Source organism: Synechococcus sp. BA-124 BA4 (genome assembly GCF_034931165.1).
In genome coordinates this window covers 1-20099 of the sequence record NZ_JAYGIA010000094.1, presented here as the reverse complement: position 1 = coordinate 20099, position 20099 = coordinate 1, and the positions used below count along the sequence as shown (strand labels likewise).

7 protein-coding genes and 1 pseudogene are annotated in these 20099 nt (G+C 51.5%); 6 read left to right on the top strand and 2 right to left on the bottom strand.

Going from position 1 to position 20099, the window contains the following annotated elements:
• Window positions 1-853, bottom strand: an 853-nt coding sequence (locus VB734_RS12285; protein WP_323243398.1) for an IS3 family transposase, incomplete at its 3' end; no start/stop codon positions are given.
• Window positions 854-1594: 741 nt separating this feature from the next.
• Here VB734_RS12285 and VB734_RS12280 point away from each other — a divergent pair.
• From VB734_RS12280 to VB734_RS14680, 6 genes are all read left to right on the top strand, one after another.
• Window positions 1595-7441: a peroxidase family protein gene (locus tag VB734_RS12280; RefSeq protein WP_323243397.1), complete on the top strand. Its 5847-nt coding sequence runs from the start codon at window positions 1595-1597 to the stop codon at window positions 7439-7441.
• 250 nt (window positions 7442-7691) lie between these two features.
• Window positions 7692-13796 carry a putative Ig domain-containing protein gene (locus VB734_RS12275; protein ID WP_323243396.1) on the top strand — a complete coding sequence of 2035 codons (6105 nt, stop codon included), beginning with the start codon at window positions 7692-7694 and terminating at the stop codon, window positions 13794-13796.
• 62 nt (window positions 13797-13858) lie between these two features.
• Complete coding sequence (locus VB734_RS12270) at window positions 13859-14668, top strand: peptidylprolyl isomerase (RefSeq protein WP_323243395.1); 810 nt, start codon at window positions 13859-13861, stop codon at window positions 14666-14668.
• A 33-nt stretch (window positions 14669-14701) separates the two neighbouring features.
• Entirely contained in the window at window positions 14702-17638 is a 2937-nt protein-coding gene (locus VB734_RS12265; RefSeq protein WP_323243394.1) for a peptidase domain-containing ABC transporter, read from the top strand.
• Complete coding sequence (locus VB734_RS12260; RefSeq protein WP_323243393.1) at window positions 17638-18774, top strand: HlyD family secretion protein; 1137 nt, start codon at window positions 17638-17640, stop codon at window positions 18772-18774. The genes VB734_RS12265 and VB734_RS12260 overlap by 1 nt, the downstream gene beginning before the upstream one ends.
• A gap of 94 nt (window positions 18775-18868) precedes the next feature.
• Window positions 18869-19105 carry a DUF6447 family protein gene (locus VB734_RS14680; RefSeq protein WP_416238055.1) on the top strand — a complete coding sequence of 79 codons (237 nt, stop codon included), beginning with the start codon at window positions 18869-18871 and terminating at the stop codon, window positions 19103-19105.
• A 466-nt stretch (window positions 19106-19571) separates the two neighbouring features.
• Here VB734_RS14680 and VB734_RS12255 read toward each other — a convergent pair.
• Window positions 19572-19858 (bottom strand): annotated as a pseudogene (locus tag VB734_RS12255) (integrase core domain-containing protein); the annotation flags it as partial.
• Window positions 19859-20099: the final 241 nt, after the last annotated feature.

Here is a 20099-nt window from a genome sequence, read left to right as displayed (position 1 = left end):
AGGCTTCTTCCTCGCTGCGGAAGGGACGCCTGGGGTAGTCCGGTCGGTACTTGACCGTGCGGAACAGCGACTCCGAGTAGGGGTTGTCGTTACTGACCCTCGGTCTGGAGAAGGATCTGAGCACGCCGAGCTCCTCCAGCCTGCTCTCCAGCGTGGCGGCTCGCATGGCGTTGCCGTTGTCGGCATGGAGGATCAGAGGCTGGGGCCGGCCCTTGCTGATCCGCTCTCGCAGGCAGGCCCTGCTGACCAGATCCGCGGCGATCTGGGCGTTTTCCCGATCCGCCACGTCCCAGGCCACCACCTTGCGGCTCCAGACGTCGATCACCAGATAGAGGTACAGCCAGACGCCACGGACGCTAGTGGGCAGGTAGGTGATGTCCCAGCTCCAGAGCTGATTGGGCCCTCGGGCCTCCAGGCGCGGCACGGGGCGGGGTTCCTGGGGCGGCCGGGCACGGCCACGGCGATGGACCTGGCCGTGGGCGTGGAGCACCCGGTAGAAGCTGCTCTCTGAGCCGATGTACAGCCCCTGATCAGCAAGGGCTGGCACGATCTGTCCCGGTGGCAGCGATGCGTATTCAGGCTGGTTGCAAGTGAGCAGGATGCGCTGGCGCTCCTCTTCGCTCAGTCTGTGGGAAACCAGACGGGAACTGCCTTTACGGCGATCGCGGCCGTCACCATCACCGAGACAGGCCTTCCGCCAGCGCTTGAGGGTGCGCAGAGAGATTCCGATTTCGCAGCAGGCACGCCCCAAACCCGCGCCAGCGGAATGTGCCTCGCTGATCAGCTCGATCGCCTTGCGCCGGTGAGCGGCGCTGGTCAGCCTTCCGCGTCCTCCGAACAGAAGGCTTCCCACTTTTTTCGCAGCACCAGCAAGGCCGCCATCTCCGCCATGGCCTTCTCCTTGCGCTGGAGCTCCTTCTTGAGGGCTTTGGGTTCTCGCTGGTTGAGGTGGACTGGTTTTTCTGGACAGGCCCCATCGTTAACCTCTGAGGCGGGGTACCGCCCCTGATCGGGGCTCCCAGCTGCCCGGTGTCAACTACGTAGGCGGCCGCCTACGTAGTTGACACCGGGCACGCAGGATCAAAACAGCTAGACCGTTGAGGGTATGTAAGTGACGGCGGCGGCCAGGGCAGATCTGGCTGTGGTCGCTTGAGCTTGCGGATGAGCGCGGTTGTGCCTTTCGAGCTGATGTACCCAAGCCAGGCAGGCCGGATGCGGGCTGCGATGTCCCCTGGAGCAATGGCTGGTGTGCCGTTCAGTGATCAAGAGAAGAGAAAGGCTGATGCTGAGGTGTGTCGAGATGAGGTTAGAGAGAGTGTTTTTGAGAGCGAGTATGAGGCGTTTGCGTGATCTGCATAGTGGTCTGCGCGATGTGCACGAAACTAGCGGAAAGCTAGGTGTGAGAGGGCTTTTGGGGTGATTGGGTGGAGGCGGGCGGCTGGTTTTTTGTGATGAATGCGCCGAGGGCTGTGCGTGGCGTGCAGGTTTGGAGTGGATGGTGAGCGTGACGGTTCTGCTCGGCATAGCTTGCTTGCAGTAGGCCTGTTTCAGGTCTCATTCATGTGTTCTGTCAACCCTATTGAGGTCTAACTCAGTGGACAACATCAACAACAACACCAATCTCGACGGCGAAACCACCGACGGTTTGTCGGATGTGTTTGCCGATGAGCAAGATTTTCTCGATCAATTTGGCACCAAGGCAGAGGGCCTGAGCTTTTCTGAGAGCGCAGTGCTCAAGCAGTCGTTCAGTTTCAGCCTGGCTGACCTGTCGCTGCTGGCGAACAAGGCGCTCAATGGCGATGCCCGTTCGCTGAGCAGCCTTGCGAACAATGAGATCACCCCGTCGTCTCAGCGGACCCGTGAGGCACTGGGCCTGCCCCTGAGTGATCTGGATGTGGCCCTGGCCGAGGAAGGAAGCGGTCAGGACAAGTTTGTCCGGATCACCGAGGTGAACAACTATCCCGGACCTGGCGATATTTCGCAGGGCGTGGATGGTGAGCCCGTTGCGGGTCGCATGCAGCTGGAGGGCCCTGATGGTCGGGTGCTTCCGAACGAGCGTGTGGTGTCCAACACGCTGATGGATCAAGGCACCGCCTTTATGCCAGAGCAGGACGGTTGGAACAATATGTTCATGGGCATGGGTCAATACATTGACCACGGCCTGGATCTGCTGAACAAGGGAGGTCAGGGGACATTTAAGATTCCGCTGCCTCAGGATGATCCTCTCTACGGAATTGCAGGTCAAACTGAGCTGAGTCTGCTGCCGCGTGGTACGTCCATCAACACCAACCCTGGTGAAGGTGAGTACATGAACACGGTGACGGGTTGGGTGGACCAGAACCAGCTGTATGGATCCGATGAAGTGATCCACGGCTACCTGCGTGAGAAGGACGCCAACGGCAACATGACAGCGAAGATGCTGTCCAACAAAGTGTCGTTGGAGCGCGGCTACGCAAGTGGCCGGGAAGGCGATCTGCCGACGTTTTACGACATTTTGGTGAACAACGGCGCCGATCCTGGTGCGCTGGATGCTGTTCTCAAGAACCCGGACTATGTGGATGCTCATCAGGCCCTGAGTGAGTGGGACGAGAAGGTGCGTGCGGGTGATCGCAGCGTGAGCGGCAGCCCGAGCCGTGACGGGATGATGGGTCACATTCAGACCCTGATGGGTTCGAATGAAGAGCTGCAAGCGGCTGCGGGCGCTGCCTGGGTGAATCCCGGTGCTGCGCTGCAGGATTCGAACCAACAGCTGTTGGGTGATGCCAGCCACCTCTCTGGCTATAGCGCCCTGTCGCTGGCTGAGCACAAGATCTCCGGCGACCTGCGCGCCAATGAGAATGCGCAGCTGACGGCGATCCACACCGTATTCGGTCGTTTCCACAACGCCTCCGTGGTCGCGATCCACGAGGCGCTCGATCAGCTGCCTGCCGATGCAGCGAGCACCCCAGGCCTGCAGGAACTGGCTGCCCTGAAGGCTTCCCTGAACACAGTGGAAGGCCAGGCCGCCGTGTTCGACATGGCGCGCACGGTGATGAACGCTGGTTATCAGCGGATGGTGTACGACCAGTACGTGGTGGGTCTGGCGGGCGGTATTCCGTTTGGGATCACAGAAGCACGAGCAGACGCGCTGACCCCCGATCCCGCGAAGCTGACACCGCAGCCGCTCAATGTGAATGAGCACGGCTACAACGGCTATCAGCCTGAAGTGCGTCCATCGATTGGATTGGAGTTCAGCACGGCCGGTTTCCGTGTGGGTCACTCGCAGATCTACCAGGAGCTCAATGGCATCACCGTTGAGAAGGTCGAGCAAACGATCAAGATCAACGATGTGATCACCAACTCGTTGGTGCAGGCGTTCATTCAGCCCAGCTCTGTGGAAGCGCTGGGAGGACCGGCCGGGATTTTGGCCCAGAACGCGATGGATCGTGCCCAGGCCGTGGACACCTTGATGGTGGATGCGGTGCGGGACATGCTGGTGGGTCGGATCAATGACCTGGGTGCCTACAACCTGGCGCGTGGCAACGAGGTCGGCATGCCGACGCTGAATGAGTTCCGCCAGAATATTTCCAATCTCTACGCAGCAACTGGCGTGGGCAATGCCCTTGGCGCCAGAGCCTCGGATGTATCGAGTGGCCTGTATGAGGCCGGTGAGACCGAGGATCTGTTTGCCGAACGCCTGGCGCCATACCAGAGCTGGGCTGAGTTTGGGGAGAACCTGCGCGATCCGTCCCAGCTGCCGCTGTTCATGGAGCTGTACGGAGGTGAGAACGCGTCAGAAGAGAACAATATTGGTCTGATCAATGTGCCCCTGTGGCTGGGTGGTCTGGCTGAGAAAGAGGTGTTTACACCAACGGGTGAGGGCAACATCCCCAGCCTGATGGGCTCCACCTTTACGTTCATCGTTCAGGAGACATTCGATCGTGTGCAGGATCCTGACCTGCACTACTACAAGATTGATATTCCTGGCACTGACATTCTCAAGCAGCTTGGTTTCCAAACATTCACGCCGATGATCCAGTCGGCGATGGAACTGGAGGCGCAGCTGATTCACCAGGACACGTTCCGCACATATCAGCTGGACGTGCTGAGTGAGGGTGAGAGCAACTTCACGGCACCCGAGCAGGAGGACTTCGATGGTCGTGGTTTTAACCGCCTGATCATCGGTAATGCGCAGGCCAACACGATTGTTGGCAGTGACGCAGCGGAATCTTCCGATGACATCCGTGCCGGCGGCGGCAACGACGTCGTGGATGGCGGCAAGGGAGAAGACTGGATTTACGGTCAGGGTGGCAATGACAAGCTCTCTGGTGGTGATGACAACGAGCTGGACCACCTGTTCGGTGGCGATGGCAATGACCTGTTGCTGGCCGATAACGGATCCGAGGATGCGCTGTTCGCTGAAAGGGGCGATGACGTTCTGATTCGCGGTAACACCGGTGGCATGACCGATGGTGGCCTTGGCGACGACCTGTTGCTGGGTGGATCGGGTGATGACCAGCTGCACGGCGACTCTGGCGCCGAGGATGCTGAGAATAAAGAAGGTGTCGACATCATCTTTGGTGACAAAGGTGATGACGAGATCAAAGGCGGCGGCGGCGGTGACCTGCTGGTTGGCGGCGAGAGCGGAGCCCTTGGCGACACGATCTACGGCGACTCGATTGCCGCGCGCAATGCTGAGCTTCTGGCCCGTGCAGTGCGTGATGAGCAAGGGGCGATTGTTAGCACGATTGCACCGCTCAAGAGCGACCTTGGCTATGGCGTGGTCGTTGGTGGGGTGAACCCGCTGACAAATGAGCTGTTCAGTGCCGAGGAGCTGAGTGAGTTCAAGCAGTACATCGCGAACCTGCGCGTGGCGCCGGACGTGAATGATCCGGGTAACCGCGGCCCAGTGCCGATCATGGTGACGATGCCATACACCGGTCCGACCGGTGATGACACGATCTACACCGGTGAACTGGCAGAAGCGCTGTCTGAGCTTGGCGGCTCCGCGAGCATCGATGAGGTGATCGCGCTGCGTCTGGAGCATGCGCAGCAGCTGAAATGGCTGTATGACCACAATGATGCTGAGGAAGCCGATGCAGAAGCCGTAGCCGATGCAGAAGCTGCAGTTGATGCCGATGCGGCAGCTGATGCGGCAGCAGAAGCTGGAGCAGAAGCTGAGGCTGGTGAAGAAGCTGAGGCTGGTGAAGAAGCTGAGGCTGGTGAAGAAGCTGAGGCTGGTGAAGAAGCTGAGGCTGGTGAAGAAGCTGAGGCTGGTGAAGAAGCTGAGGCTGGTGAAGAAGCTGAGGCTGGTGAAGAAGCTGAGGCTGGAGCAGAAGCTGAGGCTGGTGCAGAAGCTGATGCTCATGCCGGAGAAGCCGCACCGCTGGATCTGGTCTTTGCTGACGGTGGTGATGACACCATCTACACCGACGGTGAAGTGTCCACGATGGTGTTTGGCGGTGCAGGCACCGACACCTTGAACAGCAGCCTGCGTGATGCAACCCAGCATCTCAACGTCGACTCGTTGAACAGCTGGGGCGCTGACGGTGTTTTGACCGATGATTCGGGCATTACCGATCGCTTCTACTCGATGGAGCGAGTGGTTCTGAGCCAGTCTGGTGAGAACACTGTTTCTGTGAATGATGCAGAAGCACCGGTGGTCGTTGATTTCAACGGCGCCTATGGCGGCAAGGACGTCAAGATCACTGGCGTGAATGGAGGCGACAAGGCGCTGGTTGTCTCGAATGCCAATGTCTTTGATCTGACGGGCTCCAGTGCTGACCGCATTCGCCTGGGCGGCAAGCTTGACTACGACGGCAAGTTGGATTCCAATAAGTCGGATGACAACTACCAGATCAGCTTCTCTGGCAGCAGCTTGACCATCTCCGGTCTGGAGACGGGCAATGCAAGCTTTAAGGATGCTGAATGGGTTGAGTTTGACTACCAGGACACCCAGAATCCCTCTGGCGGCGTTGTCTCGGAGTTCTATTACAAGGAGTTTGCTGAGAAGGCGCTTGATCTGGGCCTGAGTGTGGTGAAGGATCCCTTCTTTGACGGTGATGATGCCAGCGAGATCGTGATCCGTGCATTCGGTAACGAGGCAGAGCGTGGCAGCAAGTTCTACCTCGCTGTGACAGCTGAATCGCTGCGTGATGCAAGCATCAGCACGCTTGATTTCACCGTTGCCCTGGGCGAGACCTTTGGTGAGGTGTTCGATCTGCAGACAGATGACATCCACTTCACCGAGGATCTGGCCGTTCAGCGCCGCGTCGAGGTGATCGAAGCGGGGAATGGCAGCAAGTCGATCCGCTTTGCTGGAGCTGGCCTGGAAGCTCTGGATGCCGGAGAAGGGGTGTCAGCGCAGAAGGTTCTGGCCTATGTGGGCCTGGAGCTGCGTGGTGACATCGAAGACCTGATCAAGGCAGAGCGTAGTGCTGATGCCTATGGCTTCCAGAACAAGGAGAACTTCAGTGTTCCTCTGAGCTTCTCTGTGGATGCCAATGTTGACAGTGTGGTGTGGGATGACCAGTACTCGCTGCGCGATCTTGGTGGCCAGTACGCCATGCTGAACCCCGATCTTGAGGTGGTGGCGCGTTCTGCCGAAGCCAAGCTGACCGCCGCAGGCAGCTTTGATCTGGGAACGCTGCGTGAGACCACCAAATCGGGTGAGGTTGAAATCAGCAACCTGGTGCGTCGTGGGGACACGATCATGCAGTCGAACACCTGGCAAAACGACGGCGAGTTCTCCTTTGTCGACCTTGAAATCGATTCCATCAGCAGTGATGTGGTGGATGTGATGGCTCAATTCAGCAATGGCAGTGAGTCACTGGCAGAGCTGGGTTGGAGCAACGAGGCTGGAGAAGGATCGGTCGCCCAAGTGACCACCACATTCAAGGTGACCGGTGAAACTGGTGGCGTGATCGACACCAGCGAGGCTGGCTACAAGCTGTCTGCCAATGGCGACTACATGTGGGATACCACCCAGATGGAGGCGTTCCAAGTGAAGCACCTGATCACGTATCAGGGTGACCTGAACTACGACGGTCGGGTTGGCATGAAGGATCTGGCAGCACTGGAGGCTGGTGCGCGTAGCGCTGGTAGCAGTGTCGCCCATGATGTGGATGCCAACTTTGATGGAGCGCTTGATATCAATGATCTGGCGATCATTGATATGGACTGGAACCAGTCTCTGCATCAAGGTGACCAGCTCTTTACTGGATCCACCAAGATCAGCATGGCTGAACTGTTCGAGCAGAACGGTCGCAGCTGGGATAGCAGCAACTTTGCGAACCAGAATGCGATTGAATCTGGAGCGCTGCAGCAGGCATCAGCCGGTCACGAGCGTGCCTTCCTTGATGAGATGGAGGGAGAAAGCGGCGTGATGGCGGCTGGATTGGATCAGCGGGTGGTGTCGCTGTTCGAGGAGCAGACCCAGCAGTACGCGGAAACCACGATCTGATCGTGGTGGAGCGGCCATGGCGGGAGTCCCGCTGCCATGGCCGTTCTTCTAGGCCAAGGGACAGGTGTACAAACACACACACACAAGCCAACCCTGGGCACTCGCCCGGGGTCTTTTTGATGCTGTAGAGCCAGAGAACTGTGCGAGAAACGCTCAAAGACCGGTGCTTTGCGGCCCTGTGGCGATCTCGTTAGGATGATGGGAGGACAGTCATGGGGCCGCGTCAGGCGGAAAGGATGCACCTATGGGTTTGGCCGCCACTCTCAACGAACAGTCAGGCGGTCAGATCGGCGACCTGATTGAAGATAACGTTCTGTCGGTGCCTGCACTTAGCGAGCCTTTGCTTGCGGTGCTTGACCAGGACTTTGAGACAGATTCTCTCGAGCCTCTGTTTCAACACCTTGAACTATCAGATACAGATGTCGACGGTTCGAGCATCGACTGGTCTCGATTGGACCATGCTGTCGATCTTCTTAACGGCAATCCTGGTGTAACCGTTATCGAGCCTGCAATATCGAATAGCCTCATTGACTATGAGAGCCTTGAGTCAGCTGATCAGTTAACTGGCTTAGTTATAAGTGATAACCCCGCCGAACTTCCCTCTAGCCTGGTTGACGCGAATCTACCACCACTGCTCGAAAAGGCGTTCAAGTCGGATCAGCTCCTTGCCCATTCAGGAAGCAATAGTATAGATATATCAGCAGATGCGCACTTGCTGACGCCTGAGGGCGACGAAGACACAATACCTGATTCCTTGAGGCTTCAGTCTCAAATCATTTCAGTTGAAGATCAGAGCTTCAATCTATTCGAGGATCAAGCCTTTAGCATTGCCCTTGCCAATCTATTTCCCCTGGCTGAAGAGTTAGTTTCTTTTGAACTACTGCCAATTGGGAACTCCGGCAATAATTGGTTAAGTCTTGAGCAGCGGCGACCTGACGCGACATTAGTTGAGCGCGTTGTGATCGAAAGCTTATTCCGTACTGATAGTGGTCAGCTTCTTACGACTGAGGATCTTGCAGCTTTACAACCTGGCACGATTGTTCAGGCCGACCTAGTAGTGACCGACACCCGCAATACTGGCCTAGGACTTATTGGTCTTGAACTTGATTTGGACTGGTCCTCACAGGCTGCACAGTTAAAGGACGTCTTGATTGCTCCAAGCTTGCCACTGTTTAGGCAGAGTGGTGTTTTGGATGCATCTGCTGGGCGATTGTCCGGTCTCGTTGCAGCTTCTCTCCCCAGTTCAGGAACTGGATCGGTGTTAGGAGATGATTGGCAAGATTTATTTGCTAGCCTTAGCTTTGAGATTGGAGAGAATATTGCTGAAGGCTTAAATCTAGAGATAACACCCGTCAAGCTACCCACTAGCAGGAATCAACCACTTAATCGACAACAGGTGCTGACAATTGGCAGCAACCATGATGACATCCTCGTAATTCATGGACTTGCTGATCAAGAATTGGTGGGTGTACAGCGGATCCTCGTGGATGCGCTAGATGCTTCAGGGGCTCGCTGGCAGAAAGAATTATCTCTGTTGATCGAGAATGTTAACGATGCACCAGAAGCAGTCACTCTCCCACCACAACTGGCTTTGGAGGACGAACCCTTTAGCTTAGACCTGACAACCATCTTTTCCGATTCGGATCTGCAATATGGCGACAAGTTAAGCTTTCATCTGGTTGATGTTACGCCTGACTGGTTGCAGATTGATCAGGCATCAGGAGTCATAAGTGGACAACCAGGACAAGCCGAAGTTGGGGCTTGGAAGTTGCAGGTAGAAGCAAGAGATCTAAGTGGCGCGACTGCAAGACAGTGGATCGACCTCACAATTCAGAATATCAATGATGCCCCTCAGTGGAATGGCGACGATATTCCTCTGATGTTACTACGGGAAAACCAGTCTTTTTCGATTCGTCTACCAGAAAATCTCTTTTATGATGAAGACGACGGAGATCAGATTCACTATACTCTCAAAACTAACGGAGAAAGCGACGTTTTAAATTGGCTACAACTTGATCCTATTGAGGCAGTCTTGAGCGGGACAGCACCATTGGCTGACGGAGATATAATAACACTTACACTGAGCGCAACGGATCTTCAAGGAGAGTCAGCAAATATTCCGCTACAAATCCAAGTTGTTGACAAGATGTTCAATCGTCCGCCATATCTTCTCGGTGAACCCCCCCTGGATTTACGGATCCAAGAGGGCCAGAGTGTGAGCTTTGACCTGTTGTCATTCTTTGGCGACGACGACATCTTGCTCGGTGATACCCTCCGGTTCGAAGTCGATGCACCAGATTGGATGCAATTTAATTCTGCCAGCTCATTGGTATCAGGTGTGCCTCAGAACGAAAGTGTTGGCAAGCATACCGTTCGTTTTCAGGCCTTTGATGACTACGGGGCTTTTGCAGTTGCATCATTCCAGCTAACTGTAGAGAATGTCAATCAGGCCCCGGACCTTCTTGGCCCATCCCAGAATGCGCGACTAATCAACGCAGGTGATGTATTCAAGCTAGATCTTGATACGATCTTCAGCGATTCTGATAGTTTGCACGGTGATTCACTCTCTTACAGTCTAAGCGTACGAAGTACCTCGAGCATTGGCTTGCCTAATTGGCTGACTTGGAACTCCGGCACTGGTGAACTTGAACTGTCTCCGGGTGCTGATGACAGAGGAATGCTAACACTAGACTTTACTGCTACTGATCTCAGTGGTGAGAATGTCGGCTATCAACTTAATCTTGGCATCATCTCAAACTCAGGAATTATAGAAGTAAATCAAGCGATTGAGCAACTAAAGCTGAAGCAAGGGCAGACAGCCATGATTGATCTTCAGGATGCATTTATACACCTCCGCGAAACCGATCAGATTGACTATAGCTTTGAGATTCTTCGCCGCGATAGCAACGGTGGGTATTTTTCCGTTGACGCTTCGGATTCAGATTGGATCACCATCGTTGATCGTTCATCCGTGCCAGTTGAGAGGGAAGGCAGACTGATTATTGAGCCAGTTCTGAAATTGTTGGAGACCGGAGAACTGCTTACCATCGAACAACTGTCCGATCTTCAGGCAGGTGATGAAGTTGAGCTTTCGATTAATGTTTCCGATCTTCGTGAATTAACTGACATTGTAGGTCTTGTTGGTCTTGACATTGATCTCTCTTGGCAGGGTCTAACGCTTTCACCGGATAACCCAACAGATCTCAGGCAAGCTATTAATGAGGCTCTCCCTTTATTCCGTTCAGTTCAGCAGTCATCAACACGCGATCAGTCACTTCGTATCAGTGCAGCGAGTCTGCCATCGTTTGGTCTCGGAGAAATGCTGGGTGATGAACCCGAAGAATCCTTCTTGAAGCTCAACTTTACGTTAGACGATCCGCTAGAGGCAATCCAGATTGCGTTAACTCTGAATGACGAGGACAGTGGAGGACTCGAGTACGGTCTAGCAGACGGGACCAGTGCCGACGACCTTCTCAGCATAGTTAACATTAGTAGTACTCCCATTTATGAACTGCATCTCGATACAACTGGACAAATAAATGGGCTTTATGCACTTCAGGTCAAAGCGTCTTCATCCAATGATTCTGTCAGTCAAATCGTACCACTGTCAATAGGCTCTGGCATCAATCTACCTCCTCTTATCAAAGCACGACCTTCTAAACTAAATCCCTATGACAATCACATTCATCGCCTTGACCTAAATTCACTATTCCAGGATTTGGATGGCGATAGTCTAAGTTATAGCATCTCTGTTGCTGGCGATAGTCCGCAACACGAACAGCTTCTTCGCGATATTGTCCAGATTGTCTATAGCAAGGGAGGAGCCGATCTTGAGTTCGATGTGCCTGGATTAGAGAAACCCGTGAATGGTTACGTGTCAGTCTTGGCAAGTGATGGCGTTCGCTCAGTAAATCAGAGAGTCCAAATAAGTCTTAATCCTAGGAGCCAGTATGTCCCATTATTTGTAGACCCATCCCATCCTGCAGTTTCAGCGAATCAGCTTGTTGGTCTTGGCGATTTATTTTCGGCCACTGACATAGAATTCGAAGATCGATCTGATGAGGTCTCTCTCATCCTTCGCTCAGGAGATGCAGTGAATCTTCATTTCTCCAATTACTTTATTAACCTCACTGGCCTTACAAGACCTCAGATCAGTTTTCTTGAAGCAACCGTTCTCTCCAGACCCGAGGAGGATACTCGAGGAAACCTTTTGATAATTCCAATCTCTAGGCTTACTGGGTTACTACCAGATTCATATGATGGATTCGACCTGAACTGGCTAGAGATCGTCGCACCAGACCAGCCTGGCGAGACGGTAAGTATCCAGGTTTCTACACTGAGTCATGTTGTTGGAGACAACAATGGGGCTTTATATGGATTCAATCAAGGAAATACTGAAGAAGCTATCCTAATGACTACTTCCAGGAATACTCCCGGATTCCTTACACCAACAACCCAGCGCTACCTGTCAAACTTAGTGGCCCCCAAAGTTGGTAAAGCTTCCTCTGACTCTAATGATCTAAATACGTTGGTTGCATGGAAGAAGAAGGCAGATTTTATTTCTTCCTTGGAAGGCAACCTCCGTGATCCATCCTCTATCGTAAGTATCAGCATATCAGACAATAAGGCTACTTCTGTCGATGGTAGTCATCAACAACCCAAGCCAAGTAACTATCAGATTACAAACCTAACTGTTAGGTCTGCCGATGACGTATTATTTGGGGATTACAATCCTCTCGAAGGTCTTGATAGCAGCTTCGCAATAGCTGACTCTTGGGATCCCATCAGTTTTACTCTTTCCAAGCTTCCAGACGAAGATAGCCTTGTTGATTTTGATACGACACGTGAGGGTATACAGGTTCAATTAGAAATCGACTTGTCAAGATCTGGACTACGCGAAGATGATCTGAATGCTTACCGGAAGTTTGTAGCCCCCGAAACGATAATTGCTGCTAGTGAGCAAGGACTCGTTCTGCGAGATCTTGACGGCAAACCAATTACTTCCTCTGGATGGTATGATTTTACTCAACGCCTGGATGTTCACGGCAATCCAGTTGGGGACGGGGCTCAGTTCGTAATAGAGGCAATTGATGGCCATCGTATGATTAGCAAAATCATTTTAACCCTAACAGACAATAGTTTTGGTGATAATAATCTTAATTTTGGAGTAATTGATGATCCTGGCATGCCAGTGAAGCTTGCACCTAAGACATCCCTAGCTTCGTACGCGAACTCTGTCAGTCGCCCCTTACTTCCGTTTACTCCCTATCGTCCTGATCTGCAAACTATTGATTCGGATCAATTACCCGAGTTCTCTACTGACAATGGGAGTGATAGAGAGGATGCGGAACCTGGTACTCAAAGTCTGGATTCACGAACACCAGATTCCCCTTCCGGTACAGGTCGTGGATCTGGCGCGTCTAAGGCAGATCGGCCGTCTCTCACTAGCTTAGACGGTAATAGTCATCAGCAAAACGGAAGCCTTCGTTCCACGGATTCAGGCTTTTCTGTTAATGATGTCAGCGGATCTAGTTCTGCACCTGGCGATAACTCACTGGAGAATACAGAGTCTGATCCCAACGACTCTCCAATTCGGCGTAATGATCAAAGCGCAGCATCGAAACCGCTTACGCCTAACACACGATCAACTCAAGCTCAGCCTTCCAGGAGTTCTCGGACTAATGGAATCGATGAAGCCTCAAGTGCAATCCAAGCGCTATTTAACCGTCTTATTAATGAAGTTGACAGCCCGACCGCTCTCGGGGGCATAATGTTAGGAATGATCCTAACTCCAAACGGTGCTGAACGGGCTCTACGCTCGCTATTGAATTCAGGTATTGCTCGCCCCATCTCCATTCAACAACGTAATGCCGAACTCCAAGCTGATTGGGCAGTTCAATTCGAAGGTATAGATGGTGTGCAGACCTACCTGTCAGTCCGACTAACGGGTGGGCGACTTTTAATTTCTCCACTCAACCCTGAGTCTCAAGCATTCCATTCGCAAACTGGACCGACATCCTCCAATACAGTGGCCGTACCAGAAGGAGTCCTCTGGTATCTACTGAGCCATATTACAAATCCTGGAGACTTTGTTTCCCAAATCCAACCCTGCGTGGAAAGTCTATTGGTGCAGCCTCTCGACGAAGCAGAGCATTCATGGATCAATTGGTATGATAAGATTTTAAATGATTGTAAGGATTCCTCTGATCCTGAGACTCGTGCCTCATTTGCGCGTTTTAGACGGGATTTGTCGGTTGCCTTCGACGTGGATCCTAGTTATGCTGATGCCATGATGCTTGTTCAACTTCTTGATTGCCATATTAAACTCGGTTTTTCGGTGCAACAATTCTTGTGATGGGCGGGTTATTAGATCACTTTCAGCGGATCTAACACCTGATTTGTGTTAGAGGTCTTATCATGAATTCCCCTGTTCAGAAGCATCCGCAGGCCTCTGAATCCGAGACGAGTCAGGAAATCCTTCAGATCCTAGAGGCTCTGAAAACAGCCTCGGGACGCGACATCCTCGCTCTTTTACTTCGCTTCGGCATGGCAGACATGTTTTTGCGCCAGCTTAGGGAGCGCCAAGTGGTCTTTAACCACCAAGAGCTTTCCGATCCAGACACAATCCACGACCAAGCACTCACTCAGTATTGCAATGAACATAAGATAGAGTCCGCCGACGATCGCAAGAAGTGGTGCATCAGCTTAGGTATTGATTCCGAAGAGATGCTATCTGAGGCCATACATGAATGGCGGCGCAAGGAGTTGCGTGAATTGCTTGTGACTGCCTCCGGGGAAACACTATACCTGCGCTACAAAGACAAGCTAGATCGCGTACTTTATAGCCTTTTGCGAGTCGATGACCCCTTTCTTTGTCAAGAGATCTTTTACTCTATAGAGGCTGGAGAGATCACTTTTGCTGAGGCATCAACTTTATATTCATGTGGACCAGAATCCAGAACCCAAGGAATTGTAGGTCCTGTCGATCTGACGACACCTCACCCTGAGATTGCTGCACGTCTTCGTACAGCGCAAGCAGGCCATTTAATCGGCCCTTTTCAAGCTGACGACTGGTATACGCTAATCAGAATGGAATACCGTTTCGATAGCAAGTATGACGAAAGCACAAAAGACTTTCTGGAAGATGTCTGCTTTAAATCTCAGATCGGCCAGGGACTAGATCCTGTAAAGGATTCATTAATGGAGTGGATTAACTCGAAGTCTTGAACGATGCGCTTAACAACACCACAGTCAAACCAGTTGATTGCTTACGCCGAACAGTTTCACTGTAAGACGGTGGAAGTAGAACCTGGCACCGTTTTACAGACCTCGAATGCAAACACTGAGCTGACCCTTGTCAAATCAGGATGGTGTCGTGTACTGGACCCTACTCGTCAATTCGGTTCTTACACTATAACCCGCGTAGAAGCTCCTTACTTATGTGGAGCCTTCTCTGGTTTTGATTCTAATCTTCAGGAGGAAGTAGTTGCCTCAAGTCATTGTGAAATTGTTTTGATTGGCACTCTCGTACTCAAACCTGAATGCAGAGACTTCTTTTATAATATCCTTTCCTCGCAGGTATCTCCTAGTGAGTTTCCTCTCCTCCAGAAATTGATAGTCGAAGGAATGCTTACCGTTCCGGCAGACCAACAGTCAGTAAGCGTATTCCAGCGCCGCTGGCGCCCTCTTGTCCCTTCTGACTTAACAAAACCATCATCGGTTCAGCTTGTCTATGCCGACAGGCCAGCACAGGGTTATCGATACGGACAGGTGATAACTTCTATCACATTAGCCGAGCTCTGGACTGGAGCATTACCTCGTGTCCTGACCTGGCAAGACGAACCACTTCGGCTAGATAGCAGTCATGACTTGAATCCATCAACCTCCGATACCTATGCTTTAGTTTCTACAAAAAGTGCTACTGAGTCTCAATCTGATACATCTTCGACTCCTCTATTAGGGTCTTCCATTGGGGGGTCAGCGATAGCCCTTGAATCTTCAGACTTCATTGCCTCTGATAAGGAGCTAGCTCGCAAGGTTCGACAACTTGGCTACACACCAGTTACCGGACGGACTCAAGAAAAGGCCTTTGAAGCTGTATTCTTGATGATTATCAAATACTTTTCCCTACCTACTCGTCGTGATACTATAAAGAAATCGGCCAATTATCTTACCGATAGCAGAGGTGGCCCCTCACTTGACAAGTTGATTACAGTCTTTGATCGCTTTGGCTTGCTGGGTCGAGTTGTGAGCTGCCGAAATAATGAATTCAGTCGTCTACCAACTCCCGCAATTGCTTTAACTAGTTCAGGCAGCCGACCAGTGTTAGTTGTAGATTCAATCAACGAAGATCTACTGTGCATTGATCCAGCTCAGGGAATCAAGTTATACAGCTTATCGGATATCACCTCGCCTGATTCTTCCTTAGTTAGTGTAGTTTCAATTGTACGCGGCTCTAGCACGCCTACCTCCAGATTTGGGCTGGGTTGGATGCTACCTTACATGAGTTTTTACAAATATGGTCTACTTGAAGTCTTCATAGCAAGCTTCATTACTCAGTTGTTTGCTTTGGCCACACCACTACTTTTTCAGCAAATCATTGATCGTGTAATTGGGCAGGGTTCTTCTGGCGCCCTAGGAGGTTTTGCTGTTTTAATGGCATTATTCATGATTCTTGAGTTAGTCTTTAGCAGCTTACGCACCTTTCAGTTTATGGAGATCTCTAATCGAATCGATATAAATATTGGTAGTTCGATTATTTCTCGCCTATTGAGGCTCAATGCGCGCTTTTTCGAGAAGCGACCAGTCGGTGAACTAGCAAGCCGACTTAATGAACTAGATAAGATAAGAAGCTTTCTTACTGGCACAGCACTTACAGTCGTACTGGATGCCCTATTTGCCCTGCTTTATTTCGGCGTTATGTTCTTTTATTCACCCTTATTATCTGGCATTATTCTTGGAAGCATACCTCTCCTCTTAGTAGTTATTCTCGGGCTAACACCTATAACCCAGAAACTCATTCGTCAGCGCGCCGAGGCCCATTCTCGAACTCACTCGTACATGGTTGAAGTTCTCAACGGAATTCAAACGGTTAAGTTGCAGAATAGCGAGTTAACAGCGCGGCGCAATTGGGAGAATCGTCACCTTGATGATATTAACAAAGGTTTTAAGACTGTGGTTGCAAATACTGCAAGTTCAAATGCCCTTCAGCTTATCAATAAGTCCACAAATATACTTGTGATCTGCGTTGGAGCTTCACTAGTCCTCTCTAATGACTTAACGCTGGGCCAACTTATTGCATTCCGCATTATTAGCGGATATGTAACACAGCCGATACTCAGACTGGCTAGCACTTGGAATAATTTCCAAGAAGTCTCCATGTCTGTAGAGAGATTGGGCGATGTTGTGAATCAACCACTCGAGACGAGTGAAATTGAAGCTACCAATATTGCAATGCCACCTATCAAAGGTCAAATCTGCTTTCAAGAAGTCAGTTTTGGCTATTCAACTAATAGTAAGCCACAGCTCGCTGGTGTGAGTCTGACTATCCCTGCCGGTAGTTTTACTGGCCTGGTTGGACAAAGTGGATGTGGGAAAAGTACAATGCTCAAACTAGTTCCTCGCCTATATGAGCCCACACAAGGCAAGGTGCTTATCGACGGGTATGACGTTTCGAAAGTTGAGCTCTACTCTCTCAGAAGGCAGTTGGGTTTTGTCCCCCAAGACTGTCTTCTTTTCGAGGGTTCCATCTATAATAATATTGCCGTAGCTGACACTGAAGCTGAAGCAGATGAGGTTATTGAAGCGGCAAAGATGGCTTGTGCCCATGATTTTATAATGTCTTTGCCCTATGGCTATAACACACCTCTAGGGGAAAAAGGTTCAGGTTTGTCTGGGGGACAACGTCAACGCGTTGCACTAGCCAGAATGTTGTTGCAGAAACCTGGCCTCGTCATCCTGGATGAGGCGACAAGTGCTTTGGATGTAGATACTGAGCAACAAGTTGTCAATAATCTTAGGCGTAAACTTCAAGGCACAACAGTTCTCATGATTACTCATCGACTCTCGACATTAATCCACGCTGATCAAATCGTCATGATGCATGATGGTCGATTAGATTCTGTTGGCACGCACGAACAGCTAATGTCCAAGGCGGGACGTTATTATGCTCTTTATCAACAGCAGCTCGTTGGCTAATGAAAATGAACCTCTTTCGATTTCTGGGCTTTAACTCTAAGTCAAATGCCTCCCCCAGCGAAAACACTCTTCAGACCTCTGACAACGATACGCAGCAATTATTGCTCGAGCCGCCGCCTGTCTGGAGCCGTATACTTATTTGGACACTGGGCTTAGGCTCAATTAGTTTGGTTATTTGGGCATCTCTGAACACTGTTGAAGAAACCGCTCAACTACCCGGCCAGCTTGAAACGATTCGTTCACAGGTTTCAATTAAAAGTCCTGAATCTGCTTTGATTGATAAGGTCAATGTCCGTCAGCATCAGTATGTCAGAACCGGCCAATTACTTTTTATTCTAGACAGAGCTGATATTACTCCAATGATTCGTACGTTAGAAAACAAGCTGAGCATGATCAACGATAAGAATACGTACGAAGAACGCTCGTTCTTGAGTCGGCAAAGGCAGCTCCAGGCTCAGGTCTTTCTTAACCAAGAAGTACTTTCCCGTCTTCAATCACTTGTTGACCAAGGCTCTGCAAGCGAAGTTCAGTTGCTTGAGAAGCAGAATCAGGTCTTTCAGAATCGCCAAGACTTGCAAAACCTCCTGGACGAAAGACTAAAGTCAGAAAGCATACAGAGCATAGAGAAAAATGACATTGCGAACCAGATTAGGGAATTAAAGCAGCGTTCTCAGAAGTTTGATATATTATCTCCTATTAGTGGAACTCTGCAGTCTCTGAATATTCAAGCTAAGGGAGAACGCGTGCAGAGTGGCGATCTCCTTGCAACTATCGTGCCCCAGGAGGGGTTAATTGCGAGCGTACAAGTCTCTTCCCGCCTCTCGGCTCCAATAAAGCCTGGAACGTCTGCAGAGATCACGGTTGATGCCTTCCCATCAAGTGAATACGGTACTCTCAAAGGCGTGGTTACAACTATTTCACCAACAACATCATCACCTGATAGGCAAGCAACTTCTCCAGCTTATGTTGCTCGTATTGCATTGAGTCCTGATTCAGTCCCGCAAAACCTTCCTCCCGATGCTCTGCGCTCAGGAATGGGAATCACTGCTAGCATTGTTCTCGAAAAGAAGCGCATAATAAGTATCGTGTTCAATATCATGCAGGATTTATTTGCGCCACTCACTGAACGCCGCTGAACCAGGGGCGCTTCAAAGCTGAGACCGATTGGATCCCTCGGCTTGATTTCTAAGTCTATCCCAGTTATCATGAGGTTGTTCTTGAACTTGTGCAATGGACAGCTCCTCTGAGCCTTTGCAACCTGAATCTCCCGGCCAAGAAGCCATGCTTACTGTAGGTGACCAGTCCTACCGAATCGCTGACTTGCCAGAGGATGCGCAAAAACTAGTATTGGCTATTCGAGACTGCGAAGAGCAAATCACCTCTTCAAAGCGACGAGTCAATTATCTTGAAATAGCGCGACGCTCACTCATTCAAGAGCTAACCTCGCGCTTACCCGATGACACTTGACATTTTAATCGCGAAGGGAGATGCCCATCAGAACGCCGTCAGCAATTGCAGGCAAGAACCTTGCTCACGGTACGCCTCAGGCTTGGTTTTTGATCTGCTATTTTTTGTTACCAGCTGTTCAGCTTTCCTCGGATGCGAGCGAGTCGCTTGGAGCGGTTGGTTCGCTGCACTTTTTTCGTACATCCCAACTGGCTTGCCGGTATTAGGGCGATAGGTGAAACATAGGGCCATTGCTCTTTCCTCTATGTGCTTGTTGAACAACGCCAACTTAAGATCTGAGATGTGGCCTAGCTCTTATCCATGAATCTCTTACTCCTTTCGTACCCACGGCCTCGTTTCCCGAACAAACTGCTCTTACGTCTTCATTGCGTTCGTCGCGATTGGCTCAGAGCACTGGGGCTACCTCCAGCTCGGTCAAGCTGGTTCCATTCGGGGAGTACCTAGGTGTTGTGTCTCACAACGTTGATCAGCAGAGCAGCTCGTTAAGCCGCTGCTGAGGGGATCGGCCGCCGAGGGCTGAGTGCTTCCTGAGCCGGTTATAGATCGAGAGGTATCTCGGCAGCCAGTGGTCGCGTTCCTGGGAGTTCTGGAAAGCCATCGCATAGGCCCATTCCTTGCAGAGGGTCTGGATAAATCACTCGGCCTTTCCGTTGGTGCGGGGCGAGGCGTGTAAGGCCTGGTGCGGATGTGCTTGAGACCAAGGGCCTTGCAGGCCTTGGCAAAGCTGCGTGAGAGGTAAGCGGGACCGTTATCGCCCGCGTCCCCGGGATTGGTGTAATTCCCTGGGGATCTCAACCCCGGCGTAGCCCAGGGCTGCCTAAAAGTGTGATCAAGTCGTGTCCGCGGTCGTCGCTACTCCTCCCAGGGCCCCCGCTTTCAGGAAAGATGTCACCCCTTTCAATCGCACACCCGGGGGCTTGATGGAGCAGATCAATGCGTCGTTACAGCGAGGCTGTCAAGGCTGATGTCAGGAGACGGATGAGCCCGCCGCACC